Genomic DNA, 19,562 nt, shown 5'->3' on the forward strand with positions numbered 1-19,562 from the left:
CAACTGAAGTGTTGAATGTGATGCCGCCATCGCGGGCAAGCCCGGCTCCTACAGGGGGAATTATGCGGCTGCGGTGGCTGGCCTGGATTGGGCCTTGGCTTCTAGCTCGCGCACCAACGGCAACACGCGCTGGCCGAAATATTCCACCTCTTCCTGAAAATGTAGAAACGCCGCCAGCACAAGATCCACCCCGACCGCCTTCAATGCCACAATCCGCTCGGCAATCTGCTGCGGTGTGCCGATCAGATTGGTCTTGAAGCCATCGTTGTACTGCACCAGATCCTCGAACGTCGACTTCGCCCAATTGCCCTCGCCTTCCGGCGATGCCCTGCCCGCTTGTTTCGCCGCATCGCCAAAGGCGTTCACCGCGTCTGGATCAGCCTGATCGATGATCTGCGCCAGCACTGCTCGCGCTTCTTCTTCCGTGTCCCGGGCGATGACAAACGCATTGACTCCGATTTTTACCGAATGGTGGTTGGCGGTGGCTTTGGCCCGGATATCGTCTACTTGGGCCTTGATGCCTTCCGGCGTATTACCGTTGGTGAAGTACCAGTCCGAGACCCGCGCAGCCATGTCTCGCGCCGCGCGAGAACTGCCGCCCTGGAAGATTTCCGGTTGGCCCAAGGGCTTGGGTTTGAGGCTGTAGTTGTCGAAACGGTAGAAATCCCCGCGAAAGGTGAAATTGTCCTGGCTCCAGATGCCCTTGAGCGAGCGGATGAACTCTTCGGAACGGCGATAACGCTCATCGTGCTCCAGCCAGTGTTCGCCTATCGCTTGAAACTCACCTTTGAACCAACCGCTGACGATGTTCACCGCGACTCGCCCATGGGTCAGTTGATCGATTGTGGCCAACTGCTTGGCCGCCAGCGCCGGTTGCCAGGGACCTGGCAGGATTGCAGCGATCACTTTCAATGTGGTGGTGGCCGCGAGCAGCGCATGGCTGAAGGCGACCGACTCATGCTGGTATTCGGCGCCGTAACCGGCAGTAAAGCGAATCTGGGTGAGCGCGTATTCGAACCCGGCTGACTCGGCCAATTGCGCGAGTTTGCGGTTGTAGTCGATGCCCCAGTGGGTGCGTTGTTCGATTTTACTGACCACCAGCCCGCCGCTGACGTTCGGTACCCAGTAGGCAAATTTGACGGCTTGCTGACTCATTGGCGTGTCCTCGGGATTCAGGGATGTCCCATGGACAGAGCAGCAAGCGTGCCAGGGCTGAAATCGCGGGTTTGTCGGGATATTCGGGGGGATTTTACTGTTAGTCCACATCCTGTTTGTCGGCGGGCTGTTGGCTGAGCAACAGTTTTAGTGGCTGTAGCGCCTGCTAACGAAGCGGCCTGACGGCTCGCCGCTAAGTCCGGATATGGGTAAGATACCGGCCCTTCCCCGCAGCCCTTTCCTGCACCCCGCCGAATAAGCCGACTCCATGCCTTTCGAACTCAGCGTTGACCTCACTACCCTGGCCATTCTGGCCGTCGTTGCCTTCATTGCCGGCTTCATCGACGCGATTGCCGGCGGTGGCGGCCTGCTGACCACGCCGGCACTGCTGACCGCCGGCCTGCCACCGCACCTGGTGCTGGGCACCAACAAGTTGAGTTCGACGTTCGGCTCGGCCACCGCCAGTTTCACCTTCTACCGGCGCAAGCTGTTCCATCCCCGGCAGTGGGTGCATGCCATCGTCGGCACCCTGGTCGGCGCATTGACCGGCGCCATCGTCGCGCATTACTTGCCCGCCGAATGGCTGAACAAAATGCTGCCGGTGATCGTGTTCGCTTGCGGCCTGTACCTGTTGTTTGGCGGCACACCGAAAGCACCGTTGAACAGCGATGCACCGATCAAGAAAAAGTGGCAATCGACCCAAGGCTTCAGCCTCGGTTTCTACGACGGCGTGGCGGGTCCAGGCACAGGTGCATTCTGGACCGTCAGCAGTCTGCTGATGTACCCGATCGACCTGGTAAAGGCCAGCGGCGTGGCGCGCAGCATGAACTTCGTCAGCAACATAGCGGCGCTGTCGGTGTTTGTGTTTTCCGGGCAGGTGGACTGGATCATCGGCCTGAGCATGGGCCTGTCGGTGATGGTCGGCGCATTCTTTGGTGCTCGCACCGCCATCAGCGGCGGCGCGAAATTCATTCGGCCGGTGTTCATCACCGTGGTACTGGGCTTGACCGTGCGGTTAGCCTGGCAGCACTGGTTCAGCGTGGCCTAAGCGGCGCGCCACATAGACATCGATCAGGTAACGGGCAATCGAGCGCGACGCCGGCAACGGCGGCAGCGCGTGGACGTTGAACCACTGGGCGTCTTCGATTTCGTCCTCCTGACAGACAATCTCGCCACCGGCGTACTCGGCATGGAAGCCGAGCATCATCGAGTGCGGGAACGGCCAGCACTGGCTGCCCAGGTACTGGATGTTCTTGACCTCGATGCGCACTTCTTCGCGCACCTCGCGAATCAGGCAGTCTTCCGCCGACTCCCCCGGCTCGGCAAACCCCGCCAACGTGCTGTAGACCCCGCTGACAAAGCGTGGCGAACGGGCCAGCAAGACTTCATCGTCACGGGTGACCAGCACGATCATGCTCGGCGAGATCCGTGGGTAATAGCGCAAATCACAGGGCTCGCAATACATCGCCCGCTCACGCGGAACCTGCGTTGCCGCCTGCCCACAGTTGCCGCAGAAGCGATGCTCGCGATACCAGGTGCCAATTTGCGCGGCATAGCCGAGCACCTTGTACACCGTGTGATCGCCTTCCAGCATGAACGCCCGCAGGCCTTTCCAGTTGCAACCCGGCACGTCGCTGTGACTGCGCAATTCCAGCAGATAGACCGGCTCGCCGTCGAGATGGCCAATGCCGTGCTCGGCGAGAATCGACAAGTCCTGACGCTTGAGCCACTCACGCGGGAACAGCGCGCCATTGTCATCGAACAGAAAACCTTCGGGGCTACGGGCCACAGCCCAGCCGCCGGGTAGATCGGTGTCCAGTACTGCGGTGGTCCAGCGTGAAGTCATTTTTAATCAATCCAGAAATTCGGGTTTCTGTTTGCTCATATGGGCGGCCATCGCCACGCGCAAGTCGGTGGATTGCAGCATGGCGGCGTTCCAGGTGGCGACATATTCGAGGCCGTCGTCAATACGATGGTCGCGCATGTAGCTGATCATTTCCTTGGTGCCGGTGACGGCAATCGGCGACTTTGCGGCGATCTCGCGGGCAATGCCCATCACGCCATCCAACAGGCTGGCTTTGTCGCTGTAGACGCGATTGACCAGGCCTATGTTACGCGCTTCGTCGGCGCCAAAAGTGCGACCAGTGTAAGCCAGTTCACGCAGCATGCCGTCACCGATGATGCGCGGCAAGCGTTGCAAGGTGCCAACGTCGGCGGCCATGCCGATGTCGATTTCCTTGATCGAGAATTGTGCGTCTTCGGCGGCGTAACGCATGTCACACGCGGCAATCAGATCAATTGCGCCGCCCAGGCAATAACCCTGGATAGCCGCCAGTACCGGCTTGCGGCAATTATCGACGGCATTGAAAGAGGCTTGCAGGGCGAGAATCTTGCGGCGCAGCAGGCGCGCGTTGCGGCCGACGTCCTTGCCCAGTTCATTGGCCACGCCGGCCAGCATCATCAGGTCGATACCGGAGGAAAAATGCTTGCCGGCGCCGCTAAGGACCACGACGCGCGCTTCATCGGTGTCGTCGATCCACTGGAAAATCTCGATGATTTCGCTCCAGAACGCGGTGTTCATCGAATTAATCTTTTCCGGGCGGTTGATCTGCACATGGGCGATGTTGTCGGCGAGTTCGACGGTGAACGCGGTGTACTGAGTCATGGCAGGGATCCTTTACCGGGCAAAAAAAGAGGCCCGGACTATAACAAGGCATCAGGGTGGACAGTAAGGCAGTGGTTCGGCCAAAAGCGGGACTGGCTTCTGGATCGCCAGTGACTGGGTGGGCTTCATCGCGGGCAAGCCGAATCGTCGCACCGCCCGCTTAACTGGCCTTCACCACCACAAACGCCGCCGTCTCATACGGAACCGTCACCACCTCTCGTCCACGCAATTGCGGTTCTGAAGCAATCAACGCACGAATCTGCTCATCCACTTTCGCCCGCTGGGCCTGCGGCAGCGCCGCAATAAAACTGGTGGAGCGCACCCGATTGAAGATCACATCCTCAGGCGATCCCGTGTGTCCATGGTTGAAGTGCTGCACCTGCAATGGCCCGAACGCTGGATGTGGAAACGCCCGGCGCCAGGCGCCGGTGTAATAACGCGGCGTATCGCCTTCCAGCGCGTTGACGATCGCATCCAGTTTCGGCACCCAACTGACCTTGGTATCGCGCAGGTTCCACACCAGCCCCAGCTTGCCGCCCGGCTTCAGGACCCGGGCTATTTCGGTCAGCGCCCGGGCGTTGGCGAACCAGTGAAAGGCCTGGGCGCAGACCACCACGTCCACACACGCATCCGGTAGCGGCAAATCCGTAGCGGTGCCGTTGACCGCCAGCACTTCGGGATAGGCCTGAGACAGCTTCTCCAGCATCTGCGCCACCGGTTCCACGGCAATCACCTGCGCTCCGGTCGCCAGCAACCGGCCGGTGAACTTGCCGGTGCCGGCGCCCAGGTCCACCACGCTTTTGTCGGCGCTCAAGCCCAACGTACCCGCCAGCCAGTCAGCGACCGCTGGCGGGTAGTCCGGGCGGCCGCGCACATAGGTTTCGGCGCTGGTTTTATAGCCCGCCGTCGCGTGATGAACGTGGTCTGTCATGGCAGTTCTCCCGGTGGACAACGAATGCTGTCGAGCATAGCGCCAAGGTTTGAGCTTTCGTTGCAATGTTCTCCAGAAAGAAATGAATAATTGTTCACGCTGCGGTGTTTTCAATTCATCACCCCACATTATCGTGATTCAAACCCTGGAGCCTTGCCCATGAACGTGCGTTTTGCTGTTTTCACCGCCCCGCTGCTGCTTGCCGGTTGCCTGACGGCAGCATTGACCAGTTCGCTCGCCCAGGCCCATGGCGAAGAAGACGCACCCGCCAGGCCCAACTGCCCGAAAGGCCAGGTGTTCGACTCCAGATCGCAAAAATGCCTCAAGCAAACCAGCAACCTCGTGCCGGACGCCGACCGAACCAGCTACGCTTATCGTCTGGCCAAGGACGGACGCTACGAGGAAGCCTTGGCCCTGCTCGACACCCTGAAAGAGCCGAACACCGCCATCGCCTTGAACTATCGGGGCTACGCCACGCGTAAACTGGGGCGCACCGACGAAGGCATCGGTTACTACCTGCAATCGGTCAAACTTGACCCGCAGTATGCGAAAGTGCGCGAGTACCTCGGCGAAGCGTACGTGATCAAGGGTCGACTGGACCTGGCCCAGGAACAGTTGCAGCACATCAAATCGATTTGCGGCAACACCTGTGAGGAGTATCAGGACCTGGCCGAAGCCATCAACGACTCATCGAAAACCTGACAACCGAGATAGACGGAGTTCGTCATCGCCAACGATCAAGCAATCAGGGCCGAACTGGGCCAGCACTTGGCGCGTTTGTGGCGCTATGGCTTGTTGCTGTCCCGGCAACGGCATGTGGCCGAAGACCTGGTGCAGGCGACTTGCGTGCGGGCGCTTGAGCGTGCCGGGCAGTTTATCCCGGGTACGCGTATGGACCGCTGGTTGTTGAGCATTCTTCACTCGATCTGGCTCAACGAAGTGCGCAACCGGCGCGTGCGTCAGGGCCAGGGATTGGTGGATGCCGACAGTCACTTGTCGTTTGACGGCGAACACGCGGCGCAAACCCATGTGCTCGCCGCTCAAGTGATCCGGCGTGTCGACGCGTTGCCAGAAGCACAACGCGAAACGGTGTACCTGGCGTATGTCGAAGGTTTGGCGTATCGCGAAGTCGCCGAGGTGCTGCAAGTGCCCATCGGCACGGTCATGAGCCGGCTGGCCGCGGCACGGGTGAAACTGGCCGAGTATCCGCCGCTGCACGCGGTACCGAACCCTTCCACGGGAGAACGTCGATGAACGAGCGTGGCATACCGTCGGATGAGCAACTGGTGGCGTACCTCGACGATCAACTCGATATCGAGCAACGCAGTCGCATTGACGCGGCCATCGCCGAGGATTCGACGCTCAACCTGCGCCTGCAATGGCTGGCCCGCAGCTGCCTGCCGTTCAAGGAAGCCTATGCCGAACTGGGCCAACAGGCGCCCCTGGATCGCTTACAGTCGATGCTCGACACCTTGCCTTCCCCTGAACGCCCGTCGATGAATCGTCGCTGGTTTCTCGCGGCAGCTGCCGGGTTGGTGCTCAGCAGCGTGGTGGCGGACCGTTTGTTCCTGGGCTGGCAATTGAGTCAGGAAAAAACCAATTGGCGCGGCCTGGTGGCGGACTACATGTCGCTTTACGTGCCGCAAACGCTGGAGCACCTGCCCAGCGATGAAGCCAGCCAAAGTGCGCAACTGCGCATCATCGACACGCGCCTGGGCCTGAACCTGACGCCGGCCCAACTGGTCCTGCCAAGGTCCGAGTTCAAGCGCGCGCAAATCCTCGAATATGACGGCGTGCCCATTGCGCAGATTACGTACCTGGATCCGGTGCACGGCCCGATTGCCTTGTGCGCCACCCGCTCCAACAGCGGCAGTCGCCACCTCGCCCATGAGCGCCGGCACGACATGAACGTGGTTTATTGGGCGGACATGGAGCATGCCTGGATGCTGATCGGACACAACCCGGCAGCCGAGCTGGAGGGCATGGCCACCGTGTTGCGAACCCGGCTTGGCGCATAGTTTTGTAGCCGCTGCCGAGCCCGCGAGGCTGCATTCGCCGTAGCAGCTGTCGAGCCTGCGAGGCGGCGTCCGCCGTAGCAGCTGTCGAGCCTGCGAGGCTGCGTCCGCCGTAGCAGCTGTCGAGCCTGCGAGCCTGCGAGGCTGCGTCCGACTGCGAAGCAGTCGTAAATCAGACGGTGCGGTGCTTCATAAAGAATGCTTGTGCAGGTTTTACGACCGCTACGCGGCCGGACGCAGCCTCGCAGGCTCGACAGCTGCTACGGCAGACGCAACTTTGCGGGCTCGACAGCTGCTAAATTCAGGATTGGGTCGGCAACCACAAACGAAAGCGCGCGCCACCCAGCGGCGACAGTTCGACGGTCAGTGTGCCGCCCTGCGCTTCCAGTGCCCGACGGCTGATCGCCAGCCCCAGGCCGAACCCGCCCGTCGCCCGGTCCCGACTTCGGTCCAGTCGATAAAACGGCTCAAAGACCCGCTCGCGCTCGTCATCAGGAATGCCAATGCCGTCGTCATCGACCCAGATTTCACAGCCCTTGGTACAGACCTGAACGCCAATTTGAATGCGTTTTTCGCAATAGCGCATGGCATTGCGCAGCAGGTTCTGAATTGCGCGAGCGGTCAGGCGCGGGTCGAGCGTGAAGCGTTCGAGCTGGCCTTGAAGCAGGACGTCTATCACGATGTGCGGCGACTCCAGTTCTTCATCGACGCTCCCCAGGATGCTGTCGATAAACTCGTCCAGCGACACTTCAACCCGCTCTGGCAGGCGAGCCGGGTTTTGCAGGCGGCTGTAGGAAAGTAACTCCAACACCAATTCATCGAGTTCGCGGATGTGTGCCACCAGGCCTTGCAAGCGCTCGCGGCTGGCGGCGGGCAAGTCGTCGGACAGCGCCAGCGCCAGGCCAAAATCCAGGCGGGTCAGCGGCGTGCGCAGTTCGTGGGAGACCGCGTTGAGCAAGTCGCGCTGCTGGTTGAGCAGGCTTTCGATGTCGCCGGCCATGGTGTCGAAGACATTGGCCAGGCTGCCGATGTTGGAGTGTCGGGAAATCAGTGTGCGTTCGCTCAGGTGGCCTTTGCCGAAACGTTCGGCGGTGCCTTTGAGGCGTTCCAGATCGCGCCAGTGCGGACGCAACCATAGCAACAGGCACGCCAGCATGGTTGCCCCGATCAGAACGTTGATGCTCCAGTACAGCAAGCTGACGTCCATCGGGTCCGGCGGCACGATCATTTGCACCACTGTCTGCTCGTTCAGGGGGGCCACGGCGAGCGTGCGCCAGCCCCAGTCGCCGATGCGCACCACGTTCTCGCCGCGCTGCAGGCGTTCGCGCTCAAACAGGGTAAATTCGGGATCATCATTGCGTGTCAGAACGATGTGCAGCGGGGCAAACTCCTTGTCCATCTCGACCGCCAAGGCCGGCCACTGCGCGTCGGGCACCGCATGGAACTGTTTGACGATGAGGGTCTGCAAACCTCGCGAATAGTCGAGGTTGTAGGTGATAAAGCGTTCATGGAAGACCTTGACCACGATATCTGGCACCAGATAGATCGCCGCGCTGAAGGAGACGATGGTTACCAGGTACAGGCGAAACAGAATTCTGAACATCGTTTCAGCATTCCCACTCGGAACGGCTGAACAGATAACCCTTGCCCCAGACAGTCTTGATCTTGCGCGCCTCGCCGGCGTGGTCGTCGAATTTGCGCCGCAACTTGGAAATCGCCACGTCCACCGAACGGTCTGTGCCGTTGAATTCGATACCGCGCAAACGCTGCAGGATCTGGTCGCGGCTCAGCACTTCGCCAGCATGCCGGGCCAGCACCACCAGCAGGTTGTACTCGCCGCTGGACAGTTCAACCAATTGCTCGCGCCAGGTCACGGTGCGCTCGGACAGGTCAATGCACAGGTTGCCCATGAGGATGCGGTCGTTGGCGGTTTGCGGATCGGCAAGGCTGCTGCGGCGCAGCAATGTACGCACCCGGGCCAGCAAAACCCGGGGCTCGCAGGGCTTGGTGACGTAGTCGTCGGCGCCCATTTCCAGGCCCAGCACCTGATCGTGACTGTCGTCGCGGGCGGTGAGCATGAGGATCGGCAGCGTGGCCGAATCCGCCCGCAGCAAGCGGCAGACTTGCAGGCCATCGAGGCCCGGCAACATCAAGTCGAGGATCACCAGGTCCGGCGGATTGACCCGCGCGCGCTCACGTACGTGGTCGCCACGACTGATCACACTGACCGAGTAGCCGTTGCGTTCCAGGTAGCTGGCAATCAGTTCGGAGAGGGCGGTGTCGTCTTCGACCAAGAGGATGTTGGGCATGGGTGTTTCCAGAAAGTGCAGTGGCTACTGTTAAGGCCTCATCGCGGGCAAGCCCGCTCCCACAGTGGTCGGTGGTATTCACAAATGCTGTGTCCACATTAGATCCCTGTGGGAGCGGGCTTGCCCGCGATGACGGCGTAACAGTCGCAAAAAATATCAAGTCGCCAAGGATATACGCCCTCACGCCCGCCCGAGCAAAACCCTTACACAATTTCACACAGCACCAACAAAGCTTCACCGCTACCCTCGTCGGCGCCCCGTAGGATGCGGGTGGTCATTATTGGGGTATTTCCATGTCAAAGAATCTGTTTGCCACGCTCGGCGTGTTTGCGCTGGCGCTGACGCTGAGCGCCTGCGACAAGTCCTCCAACGCCGAAGAACAGGCGCCGCTGGCCACCGTGCGGATCGAAACCATCGAAGCCCGGCCGTTGTCGATCACCAGCGAATTGAGCGGGCGGATTGCCGCGCCACGGATTGCCGAAGTCCGTGCCCGAGTCGCCGGCGTCGTGTTGCAACGCACCTTCAATGAAGGCAGCGATGTGAAAAAAGGCGACGTGTTGTTTCGCATTGATCCCGCACCGTTCAAGGCCGACCTGGACAGCGCCGAAGCGGCATTGCGCAAGGCCGAGGCCAACGCCTTCCAGGCCCGGCTGCAAGAGCAGCGGTATGCACGATTGATCGAAGGCAACGCCATCAGCGGCCAGGACTACGACAACGCCCGCGCCAGCGTCCGGCAAACCGCGGCCGACGTGGCCGCCAACAAAGCCGCCGTGGAACGGGCGAAACTGAACCTCGGCTACGCCACCGTCACCGCGCCGATTTCCGGGCGGGTCGGCCGCGCACTGGTGACCGAGGGCGCCCTGGTCGGCCAGAACGAAACCACGCCAATGGCGCTGATTCAGCAGCTAAACCCTATTCATGCCGACCTGACCCAGTCGACCCGCGAACTCAACGACCTGCGCCGGGCCTTCCGCTCCGGCCAGTTGCAGCAAGTCGGACAGGGCCAGGCCAGAGCGACATTGATCCAGGACGACGGCAGTCTCTATCCGCTGCCGGGCAAGCTGTTGTTCACCGACATTACCGTGGACCCGGGCACGGGCCAGATCATCTTGCGCAGCGAGTTTCCCAACCCGGACCTCGATTTGCTGCCGGGCAGTTTTGTGCGTGTGCGCCTGGAGCAGGCGGTGAACCAACAAGGCATCAGCGTGCCGCAACGGGCGATCCAGCGTGACAGCGCCGGTATTGCTCAAGTGTGGCTACTCGACGCCGAGCAACGCGTGGGTCTGCAACCGGTTGAACTGGGCGCGGTGCAGAACGATCGCTGGATCGTCACCGGAGGTCTCAAGCCCGGCGACCGCATCGTCATCGAAGGCCTGCAACACGCGCGCCCCGGCGAGCAAGTCCAGATCGACAACACCCCTCTTCCACTTGCCCAGGTTTCTGGTCAGTAAGCAGGACGCTTTTTTATGCCGCAGTTCTTTATCGATCGCCCGGTGTTCGCCTGGGTGGTTGCCCTGTTCATCCTGTTGGCCGGTGCGCTGGCCATTCCGCAGTTGCCGGTGGCGCAGTACCCCGACGTCGCGCCACCGCAAATCGAAATCTATGCCACGTACCCGGGTGCCTCGGCGCAAACCGTGGACGAAAGCGTGGTCAGCCTGATCGAGGAGGAGCTCAACGGCGCTGATCACCTGCTGTATTTCGAATCCCAGAGCAGTCTCGGCAGCGCCACGATCAAGGCGACCTTTCAACCGGGCACCGATCCGGAAATGGCTCAGGTCGATGTGCAAAACCGCCTGAAAGTCGTGGAATCACGTCTGCCGCAAGCGGTAAACCAGCAAGGTTTGCAGGTGGAGAAAGTCTCCGCCGGTTTCCTGTTGCTGATCACCCTTACTTCCAGCGACGGCAAGCTCGACGACGTGGCGCTCAGCGATTACCTGGCGCGTAACGTGATGAACGAGATCAAGCGTCTGGACGGTGTCGGCAAGGCTCAGTTGTATGGTGCCGAACGGGCGATGCGCATCTGGATCGATCCGCAGAAACTGATCGGCTTCAACTTGACTCCAGCCGATGTCAACGCTGCCATCGTGGCGCAGAACGCTCAGGTATCGGCCGGCAGTATCGGCGACTTGCCGACCCGCGCCACCCAGGAAATCACCGCGACCATTCTGGTCAAAGGCCAATTGTCGACACCGCAAGAGTTCGCCGACATCGTCCTCAAGGCCAATCCCGACGGCTCCACCGTGCGCATCGGCGATGTGGCACGGGTCGAGATCGGCAGCCAGGACTACAACTTCTCCACCCGCCTGAACGGCAAACCGTCGACCGCCGTCAGCGTGCAATTGGCACCGGGGGCCAATGCCCTGAGCACGGCAACGCTGGTGCGGGCGAAGATGGATGAACTGTCGCGCTATTTCCCGGCCGGGGTGGAATACAAGATCCCGTACGACACTTCGCCTTTCGTCAAAGTCTCGATCACCAAAGTGGTCTACACCCTCGGCGAAGCGATGTTGCTGGTGTTTGCGGTGATGTTCCTGTTCCTGCAAAACATCCGCTACACACTGATCCCGACCCTGGTGGTGCCGGTCGCGTTGATGGGCACGTTTGCGACCATGCTGGCGCTGGGTTTCTCGATCAACGTGCTGACTATGTTCGGCATGGTGCTGGCCATCGGCATTCTGGTGGACGATGCCATTGTGGTGGTGGAAAACGTCGAGCGGATCATGGCCACCGAGGGCCTGTCACCCAAGGAAGCGACGCGCAAGGCAATGACACAGATCACCGGCGCAATTATCGGCATTACGCTGGTGCTGGTGGCGGTGTTTATTCCGATGGCGTTCATGCAAGGCTCGGTCGGGGTGATTTACCAGCAGTTCTCGTTGTCGATGGCCACGTCGATTTTGTTCTCCGCGTTCCTTGCGCTGACGTTGACCCCGGCGCTGTGTGCGACGTTGCTCAAGCCGATTGCCAAGGGTGAGCATCACGAAAAGACCGGCTTCTTCGGTGGGTTCAATCGTGGCTTCGAACGGTTGACCGAACGTTATCAAGGCTGGGTCGCCTATGCGTTGAAACGCACCGGTCGATACCTGCTGATCTATGGCGTGTTGCTGATCGGTCTGGGCGTTTGTTTCAGTCGTTTGCCCTCCTCGTTCCTGCCGGTTGAAGACCAGGGGTACACCATCACCGACATTCAATTGCCGCCGGGCGCGAGCAAGAACCGGACGGTGCAGGTTGTTGAGCAGATTGAAGCGCATAACGCCACGGAACCGGGCATTGGCGACAGCACGATCATTCTCGGCTTCAGTTTTTCTGGTAGCGGGCAGAACGCGGCGCTGGCGTTTTCCACGCTCAAGGATTGGTCTGAACGCAGCAGTGACGACTCGGCGACTTCGATTGCCGACCGGGCCAATATCGCGTTGAGCCAGATCAAGGACGCCGTGGCTTTTTCGGTGCTGCCACCACCGGTTGACGGCCTGGGCACCTCCAGCGGTTTCGAGTTCCGCTTGCAGGACCGTGGCGGTCTCGGCCACACCACACTGATGCAGGCGCGCAGTGAATTGCTCGCCGCCGCCGAGAAAAGTCCGATCCTGATGAACGTGCGTGAAAGCGCTCTGGCTGAAGCGCCGCAGGTGCAACTGGAAGTCGACCGCAAACAGGCCAACGCACTGGGCGTGTCCTTTGCTGACATCGGCAACCTGCTGTCCACCGCCGTCGGCTCGGCCTACATCAATGACTTCCCCAACCAGGGCCGAATGCAACGGGTGGTGGTTCAGGCTGAAGGCGATCAGCGCAGCCAAGTGGCTGATCTGCTGAAAATGCACGTGCGCAACGACGCCGGAAAAATGGTGCCGCTGTCGGCCTTCGTCCAGGCCAAATGGACCCAGGGCCCGGCGCAACTGACTCGCTACAACGGTTACCCGGCGGTGGCCATTTCCGGCGAACCGGCGCCGGGCCACAGTACCGGCGAAGCCATGGCTGAAATCGAGCGGCTGGTGGCACAAGGGCCGGCGGGATTGGGTCAGGAATGGACAGGGTTGTCATTGCAGGAACGTTTGTCCGGCAGCCAGGCGCCCATTCTGCTTGGGCTGTCGCTGCTGATCGTGTTCCTGTGCCTGGCGGCGCTATACGAGAGCTGGTCAATTCCGACGTCGGTATTGTTGGTGGTGCCGCTCGGCGTACTCGGCGCGGTATTGGCGGTGACCTTTCGCGGCATGCCCAACGATGTGTTCTTCAAGGTGGGGTTGATTACCATCATCGGCCTGTCGGCGAAAAACGCGATTCTGATCATCGAGTTCGCCAAGAGCCTGTACGACGAAGGCCATGACCTGGTCGACGCCACGTTGCAAGCGGCACGGTTGCGACTGCGGCCGATCGTCATGACGTCGCTGGCGTTTATTCTCGGCGTGGTGCCGCTGGCGATTGCCACGGGAGCCAGCTCGGCAAGCCAGCAAGCGATTGGTACCGGGGTGATTGGCGGGATGATCACGGCGACGCTGGCGGTGGTGTTCGTGCCGGTGTTTTTTGTGGTGGTGATGAAGTTAGTGAAAGGACGTACATGACACGCCTGTAATGGATATTACGACATTAAAAAAACGGTTTAATATCTGCCATATTTGACAGTATCGAACAAAACCAATCTTTAATCTGGCTCCTGTCTCGCACGAAGACACCCCCGTCTTATCGAATCGGGAGTCAGTCATGAAAAGACAGTCCAATTGCCAGGGCGACGTGCATCGTCAATGATGGCTCGACCATCACGATTGAAAACGGCCGGTTCTCGATCACCAACTGAATACCCACCTGACTCGTGCCAGCCCTTTTGATCCCCCCAAAAGACCGGGTGCCTGTAAAAGCGCATTGACCTGGGCTATGGTGCTGAAAAGCCCTGAAGCATCGAGCCTCCATGCCCTTCCTCACCCACACCCACCCTCGCCTGTCCGCCGCTACTACGCTCGGCATCGCTGTTGGCATTCTGGTGCCGGCCGATTCGATCATCAGCAAAATCCTCATTGGCTGGAATGTCGCGGTCTGGACCTACCTGATCCTGATGGTTTGGCTCGCCGCCCGCACCCAGTCGCCAGACGTCAAGCGCATTGCCGAGATCGAAGACGAGAACGCCGGGTTGGTGCTGTTCGTGGTGTGCATCGCCGCCATTGCCAGCCTGGCTGCCATTACTTTCGAACTGTCCGGCAACAAGGAAACCACTCACAAGCTGCTGCATTATGCTTTCACCGCAATGACCGTGATCGGTTCATGGCTGCTGATCGGGGTGATTTTCTGCCTGCATTACGCCCGCCTGTTCTACACCTGGAGCGGCAAAGGCCTGGCGCTGCGCTTCGCTGAAGGCCTGGCAAACCCCAATTACTGGGACTTCCTGTATTTCTCGTTCACCATCAGCGCGGCGGTGCAGACCTCCGATGTCGGCGTGGCCACGCGAGAGCTGCGCAAGATCGTGTTGGCGCAGTCGCTGATCGGTTTTCTGTTCAACACGGCGATTCTCGGGTTCTCGATCAACATTGCCGCGGGACTGTTCAACTGATCCGCGCACAAACGTTCTAGTCAGCCTCCTTGGTGCGGGCGTTAAATACGTCGGCAATCCGCCCCACAGGTGCCGCATGAATTCTCACAACTGGATCGACCTGGCCCAGGATGCCGACACCGGCATCGAGACCTTGCGTGCGCATTTCGAGGGCCATGCCTACGATCCGCATTGGCATGACAGCTATCTGGTGGGTGTCACCGAGCAAGGGGTTCAGCAATTCAACTGCCGGCGGGCGAAGCATCAGAGCACGCCGGGCAAGGTGTTTTTGCTTGAACCGGGTGATATCCACGACGGTGAAGCACCGACCGAGGAAGGTTTCACCTATCGCATGCTCTACCTCGACCCGCAGTGGCTTGAGCGCGAACTCAGTGCGGTCTTCGAAAATGCCCCCGACAACAGTCAATTGAGTTTCGCCAATACCCTGGCCAGTGATCCGCGACTGGCCCGCGCCACTAGCCTGGCCTTCCAGACCCTGCATGGCGGCGAACTGAAGATCGTGCGCCAGACTGCCCTCGACGGTTTGCTCGAACGCCTGACCAGCCACCTGCACTGGCGCACCCGCTATGGCGAGGATCCACGCCTGCCGCTGGTCGCGCAAAAAGCCCGGGAGTACTTGCACGCCAATGCCCAAGATGACATTGGTCTCGATCAACTGGCCGCCAGCACTGGCGTTGATCGTTTTCGTCTGACTCGCGCGTTCAAGGCTGCTTATGGCTTGGCACCCCACGCCTATCTGGTGCAATTGCGCCTGTCAAAGGCCCGGCGGATGCTTGCTAGCGGCTTGCAACCGGTGGCGGTGGCAATGGCATTGGGATTTGCCGACCAGAGTCATCTGGGCCGCTGGTTTGTTCGGGCGTATGGATTGACGCCCGCAATGTACCGCAAGCGCTGCTCAAATCTTCCAGACGCGTGACCTAATGCTTGTGAAGATCGACGCATCGATCATTCACGGGAGTTCAAAGTCATGTTTTCCACCTTCCCCACCCTGGTGCCGTTTTTACTGTTTGCGTTTGTCGCGTCTATTACACCGGGACCGACCAACATTTTAGTGCTGAGCAATAGTGTCCGTTATGGATTCAAGGCGTCGTTGCCAATCATCTTTGGTGCATGCTCTAGCGCAGCGCTCATCGTTCTACTGATGGGGTGTGGGTTTGGCGAGTCCTTGAGCCGGGTTCCACTTTTGCAAATGGCTATGCAGTGGATTGGCGTTGCATGGCTCAGTTATCTGGCCTGGCAGATTTTTCACTCACCGTCCGAAACATTCGATACTAGCGTCCACAGCAACCACCCGCGAACAAGTTTTTGGTCCGCAGTGGGCCTGCAATGGATTAATGCGAAAGCCTGGACAATGGCCATGGCGGTCGTCAGCGTATTTGCCGGCAGCGGTCCTGACCGTTTTAATCACGTCATATGTTTGAGTCTGGTGTTTTTTTTGGTGGCCCTGCCTTGCCTGAGCACTTGGGCGCTCCTGGGCTCGGGAATGGCGCAACTAGCTCATTCTACAAAAACGACACGCAGCTTCTATCGAATCATGGGTTTGTTGTTATTTGGTTCAACATGCTTGAGCGCATGGGTCGTCTAATTCAATTTACTGCCTTATAGCGTTAATATTTAAAATGCAGTGGCGATATACAAAAACACGAAAAATCAATATCAACCACATCAAAGCCCACTTTGTAAACTGTCAGAGTTGACAGTTTACAAAGCCACTTCGATAGAGGATTCATAGAGTATCCCGACAGTCTTCCTCAGATAACGGGATACCCTCTTGCCATGACAGTGGAGATCGCATTGATGAGTATCTTGAAAAATAGTATTAAACAATCCGTGGCTGCCGGCTCCTGCATCGGAACAATTGGTTCGGGTGTACCATTTAACGCAGGTTTGGTGGAGTTATCGGAAGGAACCTTCCCATTACCACATGGCGAAGCTCACGTTATGTTTGCCAGGCAGCGAGCCCCTTCGCCGGATTATTCGACAAAAGAAATTAAATTATCATTTTCCAAGGGCCTTGCAGCCGGGCGTTACAATCTGACGCGAGGTGCGTCTGAGGCACGCATTACCTATTTAGACAACACTAATCCGGACAATCCGGTCATTTACACCCAAAACGCCGGTACCGCGCAATTGGAGTATGAAAACGGAGTTTTTTCCGGAGAAGTAAGTGTGCTTGTTGAAAATAACGACGATGACCAACCGAGAACGCTAAATATTTTGATCACGTTCTCGGCCAGCCGAAATACAGTTCGATCCAACCGTCGCCGTGCAGCGTTAGTAGCGGCTTGATAAAGGAAATCCATCATACCGGGTGCAAACAAACCGACGATGTCCCAACAAACGCTCCGACGTGTTCGGGGCGGTTGTTTTTTACTGAAAATAGCCGGTTTTTTTATCCAGACCGGAAACAGACGGGCCAGGCTGCGTGATTATCATAGACGTAAGTCATAACGAAAAATGCTCCGCATTTTTCAATACGGAGCATTTTTTAATTGTCAAACAGACAGCCAGGTTTTTACACAGTCCATACAGTTTGATTTTTATTAATCGTCTATCTGGCTTTATTTACCACGCATAACGGAATCCGATGTTGATCCCGAAAGGCTGCTCAAAGTTTCGTCCGGTGCTGTAATCGAAATCCGCATGCATATTTAACTGCTTGGTCATGGCGACCGCCACACCGGCCCCCAACTCAAGTCGATTGCCAGAAAGATCATTGTTAAAGACATTATTGTTCACTTGGACTTCATTATTTTTTGCGAATTCGTGGGCCCACGCAGCACGAAGATAAGGTTGCACCACACTTCCTTGTTCCATTGCAATATTTTTACCCGCAGTCAGCCCCACTTTGCCCAGCAAGGAACGGGTGGGATCCCCTTCAGCTTGCAAATCGTTGTCCAGAGAATAATCCTTTCCTTCAATGACTACGGCCGACCATTGAGTAAATGGCTCAAGGAAATTACCGTTGGCGAATTCAATATGTCGGCCGAACTCGACGGAACCGCCAAAGCCTGTATTGTCATAATTGCCCTGTGCCCGGGCCCCATCGCTCAAGCCGACTTTCGCGTCGTTTCGAAACCTGTTGGCCTTCAGGACGCCATCGAAGTAGTAACCGCTTTTTGCGTCCAGCCAAGTGGTGTAAGTACCGAGGTAGTAACTGCTCACAGTTCCCGATGTGCCAGCGTCCAGATTCAGGTCGGATTTGCTATGACCTGCCATCACACCCACTAACCATTGACCATCGCCCACCGGCAGCGGCGCATCGGCGCCCAAGGTGAAACCTTGTTGGGTTTGTTGGTAGCCAACCCCGGAGCCATCGGCAATGTTGTACTTGTTGCCATAGGCACGAATCCAGCCTCCCGATTGACCGCCATTGAAGCGCAACTCACCCATTCGAGTCCGTAACGAGGTCAGTTCACCATACCAAGAGGGCAACGCGGTGTTGAACAACGCAAGCACCGAACGGGCGCCAGGACTGACGGTGCGGTTGGTCGGGTCCAGAATCCAGTCGTCACCATTTTTCGCCAGGCTGTAGGAAAACGCCCCAAGGTCTACGGCCTTGTCGATGAAGAACTGCGCATCCCCTCCTGCTGTATGGACAACTCGAATGGGTTCACCTGCCGCCGGATCGACCCCACTGCTGGAAATCAACAGTTCATGCGTGCCCGTCGCGTTCCCCGTTACATTCAGCAGATCGGTCTGACCGGTGCTGAAATCTGTACCCATCACAAACCGGCCATTGCCCGAAAGGTTGGTGACATTCAATTGAAAGAAAGAATCGGCAGGCCCCATCACTACCGTACCGCCGTTGAGGGTCAAGTTGTTGACCTGACTGTCACCCACCAACACCCACTGGGAGCTGTCATTGATGGTTGTATTGGCGACATTTTCCAGACGCCCAGTCAATACCGAGTTGTTCTGCAAGGTCAGTTGAGTCGTGCTGCCCTGTTCCGTCACGATATTGCCATTCAATGTGCTGCCGTTCACCGTCATGGACGTATTGGCGCCGCCTCTGACATCGAGCAGTGTGTCGTTCCCCGCTAACAGCTGCGAATTACTCACCGTGATAGTTGCAGTTGTCGCACCAGCGTTGGCGAAATTCACCAGGATCGCCGAACCGGTTTTACCCTGGACAAGGGTGTTTTCGAGTTGCAGCGCAGCAGGTTGCACGACGTTAGGGTCGAGGTTGATGAGCACGCCGTTTTGCCCCCCGATAATGTTGCTGCCCGTGGCTGTAGCCTGCCCACTCAGTAAACGAAGCCCGTAACTTGTAATGGCGGTTCCTTGTACGGTTGAATTAACAAGGCCGAGTTTGGAGAACGCACTGGCCAGAACGCCCCCCGTAACACCGCTGATGGTGCTACCGGTGACGGCCACGTTGGAGCCGGTTTGGGTGCTGACATTGCGTACCGCCTGCAACCCCACGCTATTACCCGTAATCGTACTGTTGTCGATTGTGCCGGTGCTGTTGCTGAGTAAAACAGCGGCCAAACCACTGACGCCGGATACCGTTGCGCCGCTCAGATTAACGACAGAATTATTGCGCACCGAAATCTGTTGGGTATTGCTGCCCGAGTTAACATTGAGTGTTGAATTGTCAGAAATAATGCCAAGCGTTTGCGCGCCATTGACCGTCAATGTTGCATTCTGGCTGAGGTTCCAGCTTTCAGGCGTACCGCCATTGATCGTCACATTCCCGCCCACGACAGGAGCGGCTGTAGCAAACGACATGAAAACCACAGGAAGTGTTGTAATCAACCAAGACCACTGCGTTGCTTGTTCAGGGAGGAATGATGCTTTGTCGCGCATAGTAGACACCTGCCTTGATAAACTGGAAAGCTGGTACTGAGTCACCAACTTATTGGGGGGGCGCTAGGCTATATGGAGGCGGCTAAACGATCTGTAGGATTTATCCTTTTATTGCCAGGATTAAGTCCGTTAGAATTCTCTC

The 19,562-nt window shown here is 58.4% G+C and carries 17 protein-coding genes; 10 read left to right on the forward strand and 7 right to left on the reverse strand.

Annotated elements, in window-relative coordinates; all coding sequences use genetic code 11:
* Nucleotides 1–60 precede the first annotated feature (60 nt).
* On the reverse strand, nt 61–1,155 hold the full coding sequence (gene sfnG / locus AC1D2P_RS14870; RefSeq protein ID WP_109784790.1) for a dimethylsulfone monooxygenase SfnG: 1,095 nt from the start codon (nt 1,153–1,155) through the stop codon (nt 61–63).
* 268 nt (nt 1,156–1,423) lie between these two features.
* Here sfnG and AC1D2P_RS14875 point away from each other — a divergent pair, with 268 nt between their 5' ends.
* Nucleotides 1,424–2,203 (forward strand): TSUP family transporter, encoded by a 780-nt coding sequence (locus AC1D2P_RS14875; protein ID WP_477757305.1) that lies wholly within the window; start codon nt 1,424–1,426, stop codon nt 2,201–2,203.
* Here the strand turns inward: AC1D2P_RS14875 and nudC are convergent.
* The 3 genes from nudC to AC1D2P_RS14890 all read right to left on the reverse strand — a co-directional run bounded on the left by nudC (nt 2,171) and on the right by AC1D2P_RS14890 (nt 4,751).
* Entirely contained in the window at nt 2,171–3,001 is an 831-nt protein-coding gene (nudC, locus tag AC1D2P_RS14880) for an NAD(+) diphosphatase (RefSeq protein WP_477757304.1), read from the reverse strand. The two genes, AC1D2P_RS14875 and nudC, sit on opposite strands and share 33 nt — an antisense overlap.
* A gap of 6 nt (nt 3,002–3,007) precedes the next feature.
* Nucleotides 3,008–3,820: a crotonase/enoyl-CoA hydratase family protein gene (locus AC1D2P_RS14885; protein WP_223525294.1), complete on the reverse strand. Its 813-nt coding sequence runs from the start codon at nt 3,818–3,820 to the stop codon at nt 3,008–3,010.
* 160 nt (nt 3,821–3,980) lie between these two features.
* Nucleotides 3,981–4,751: a class I SAM-dependent methyltransferase gene (locus AC1D2P_RS14890; RefSeq protein WP_477757303.1), complete on the reverse strand. Its 771-nt coding sequence runs from the start codon at nt 4,749–4,751 to the stop codon at nt 3,981–3,983.
* A gap of 159 nt (nt 4,752–4,910) precedes the next feature.
* On the opposite strand from AC1D2P_RS14890, the gene AC1D2P_RS14895 reads away from it, so the two are divergent.
* The 3 genes from AC1D2P_RS14895 to AC1D2P_RS14905 all read left to right on the forward strand — a co-directional run bounded on the left by AC1D2P_RS14895 (nt 4,911) and on the right by AC1D2P_RS14905 (nt 6,769).
* Nucleotides 4,911–5,453: a tetratricopeptide repeat protein gene (locus AC1D2P_RS14895; protein ID WP_046027345.1), complete on the forward strand. Its 543-nt coding sequence runs from the start codon at nt 4,911–4,913 to the stop codon at nt 5,451–5,453.
* 66 nt (nt 5,454–5,519) lie between these two features.
* Complete coding sequence (locus AC1D2P_RS14900) at nt 5,520–6,005, forward strand: sigma-70 family RNA polymerase sigma factor (RefSeq protein WP_080942989.1); 486 nt, start codon at nt 5,520–5,522, stop codon at nt 6,003–6,005.
* Entirely contained in the window at nt 6,002–6,769 is a 768-nt protein-coding gene (locus AC1D2P_RS14905) for an anti-sigma factor family protein (protein ID WP_109784785.1), read from the forward strand. Before AC1D2P_RS14900 ends, AC1D2P_RS14905 begins: the two co-directional genes overlap by 4 nt.
* 298 nt (nt 6,770–7,067) lie before the next feature.
* Here the strand turns inward: AC1D2P_RS14905 and AC1D2P_RS14910 are convergent, their stop codons facing one another.
* The gene (locus AC1D2P_RS14910) at nt 7,068–8,369 is read right to left on the reverse strand and encodes an ATP-binding protein (RefSeq protein ID WP_046027347.1); all 1,302 of its coding nucleotides are present in this window, start codon (nt 8,367–8,369) and stop codon (nt 7,068–7,070) included.
* 4 nt (nt 8,370–8,373) lie between these two features.
* Nucleotides 8,374–9,075: a response regulator gene (locus AC1D2P_RS14915; protein ID WP_109784784.1), complete on the reverse strand. Its 702-nt coding sequence runs from the start codon at nt 9,073–9,075 to the stop codon at nt 8,374–8,376.
* A gap of 293 nt (nt 9,076–9,368) precedes the next feature.
* On the opposite strand from AC1D2P_RS14915, the gene AC1D2P_RS14920 reads away from it, so the two are divergent.
* From AC1D2P_RS14920 to AC1D2P_RS14945, 6 genes are all read left to right on the forward strand, one after another.
* Nucleotides 9,369–10,526 carry an efflux RND transporter periplasmic adaptor subunit gene (locus AC1D2P_RS14920; protein WP_477757302.1) on the forward strand — a complete coding sequence of 386 codons (1,158 nt, stop codon included), beginning with the start codon at nt 9,369–9,371 and terminating at the stop codon, nt 10,524–10,526.
* Nucleotides 10,527–10,541: 15 nt separating this feature from the next.
* The gene (locus AC1D2P_RS14925) at nt 10,542–13,631 is read left to right on the forward strand and encodes an efflux RND transporter permease subunit (RefSeq protein ID WP_109784782.1); all 3,090 of its coding nucleotides are present in this window, start codon (nt 10,542–10,544) and stop codon (nt 13,629–13,631) included.
* Between the two features lie 344 nt (nt 13,632–13,975).
* Nucleotides 13,976–14,611, forward strand: coding sequence for a DUF1345 domain-containing protein (locus AC1D2P_RS14930; RefSeq protein ID WP_477757301.1), 636 nt, complete (start codon nt 13,976–13,978; stop codon nt 14,609–14,611).
* A gap of 76 nt (nt 14,612–14,687) precedes the next feature.
* Nucleotides 14,688–15,527: an AraC family transcriptional regulator gene (locus AC1D2P_RS14935; RefSeq protein ID WP_109784779.1), complete on the forward strand. Its 840-nt coding sequence runs from the start codon at nt 14,688–14,690 to the stop codon at nt 15,525–15,527.
* 51 nt (nt 15,528–15,578) lie between these two features.
* Nucleotides 15,579–16,196, forward strand: coding sequence for a LysE family translocator (locus AC1D2P_RS14940; protein WP_109784778.1), 618 nt, complete (start codon nt 15,579–15,581; stop codon nt 16,194–16,196).
* A 212-nt stretch (nt 16,197–16,408) separates the two neighbouring features.
* Entirely contained in the window at nt 16,409–16,900 is a 492-nt protein-coding gene (locus AC1D2P_RS14945) for a hypothetical protein (protein ID WP_146206144.1), read from the forward strand.
* Nucleotides 16,901–17,176: 276 nt separating this feature from the next.
* Here the strand turns inward: AC1D2P_RS14945 and AC1D2P_RS14950 are convergent, their stop codons facing one another.
* Nucleotides 17,177–19,420 carry an autotransporter outer membrane beta-barrel domain-containing protein gene (locus AC1D2P_RS14950; RefSeq protein ID WP_109784777.1) on the reverse strand — a complete coding sequence of 748 codons (2,244 nt, stop codon included), beginning with the start codon at nt 19,418–19,420 and terminating at the stop codon, nt 17,177–17,179.
* Nucleotides 19,421–19,562 lie beyond the last annotated feature (142 nt).

This window comes from Pseudomonas sp. P1_F1_2 (genome assembly GCF_056405815.1).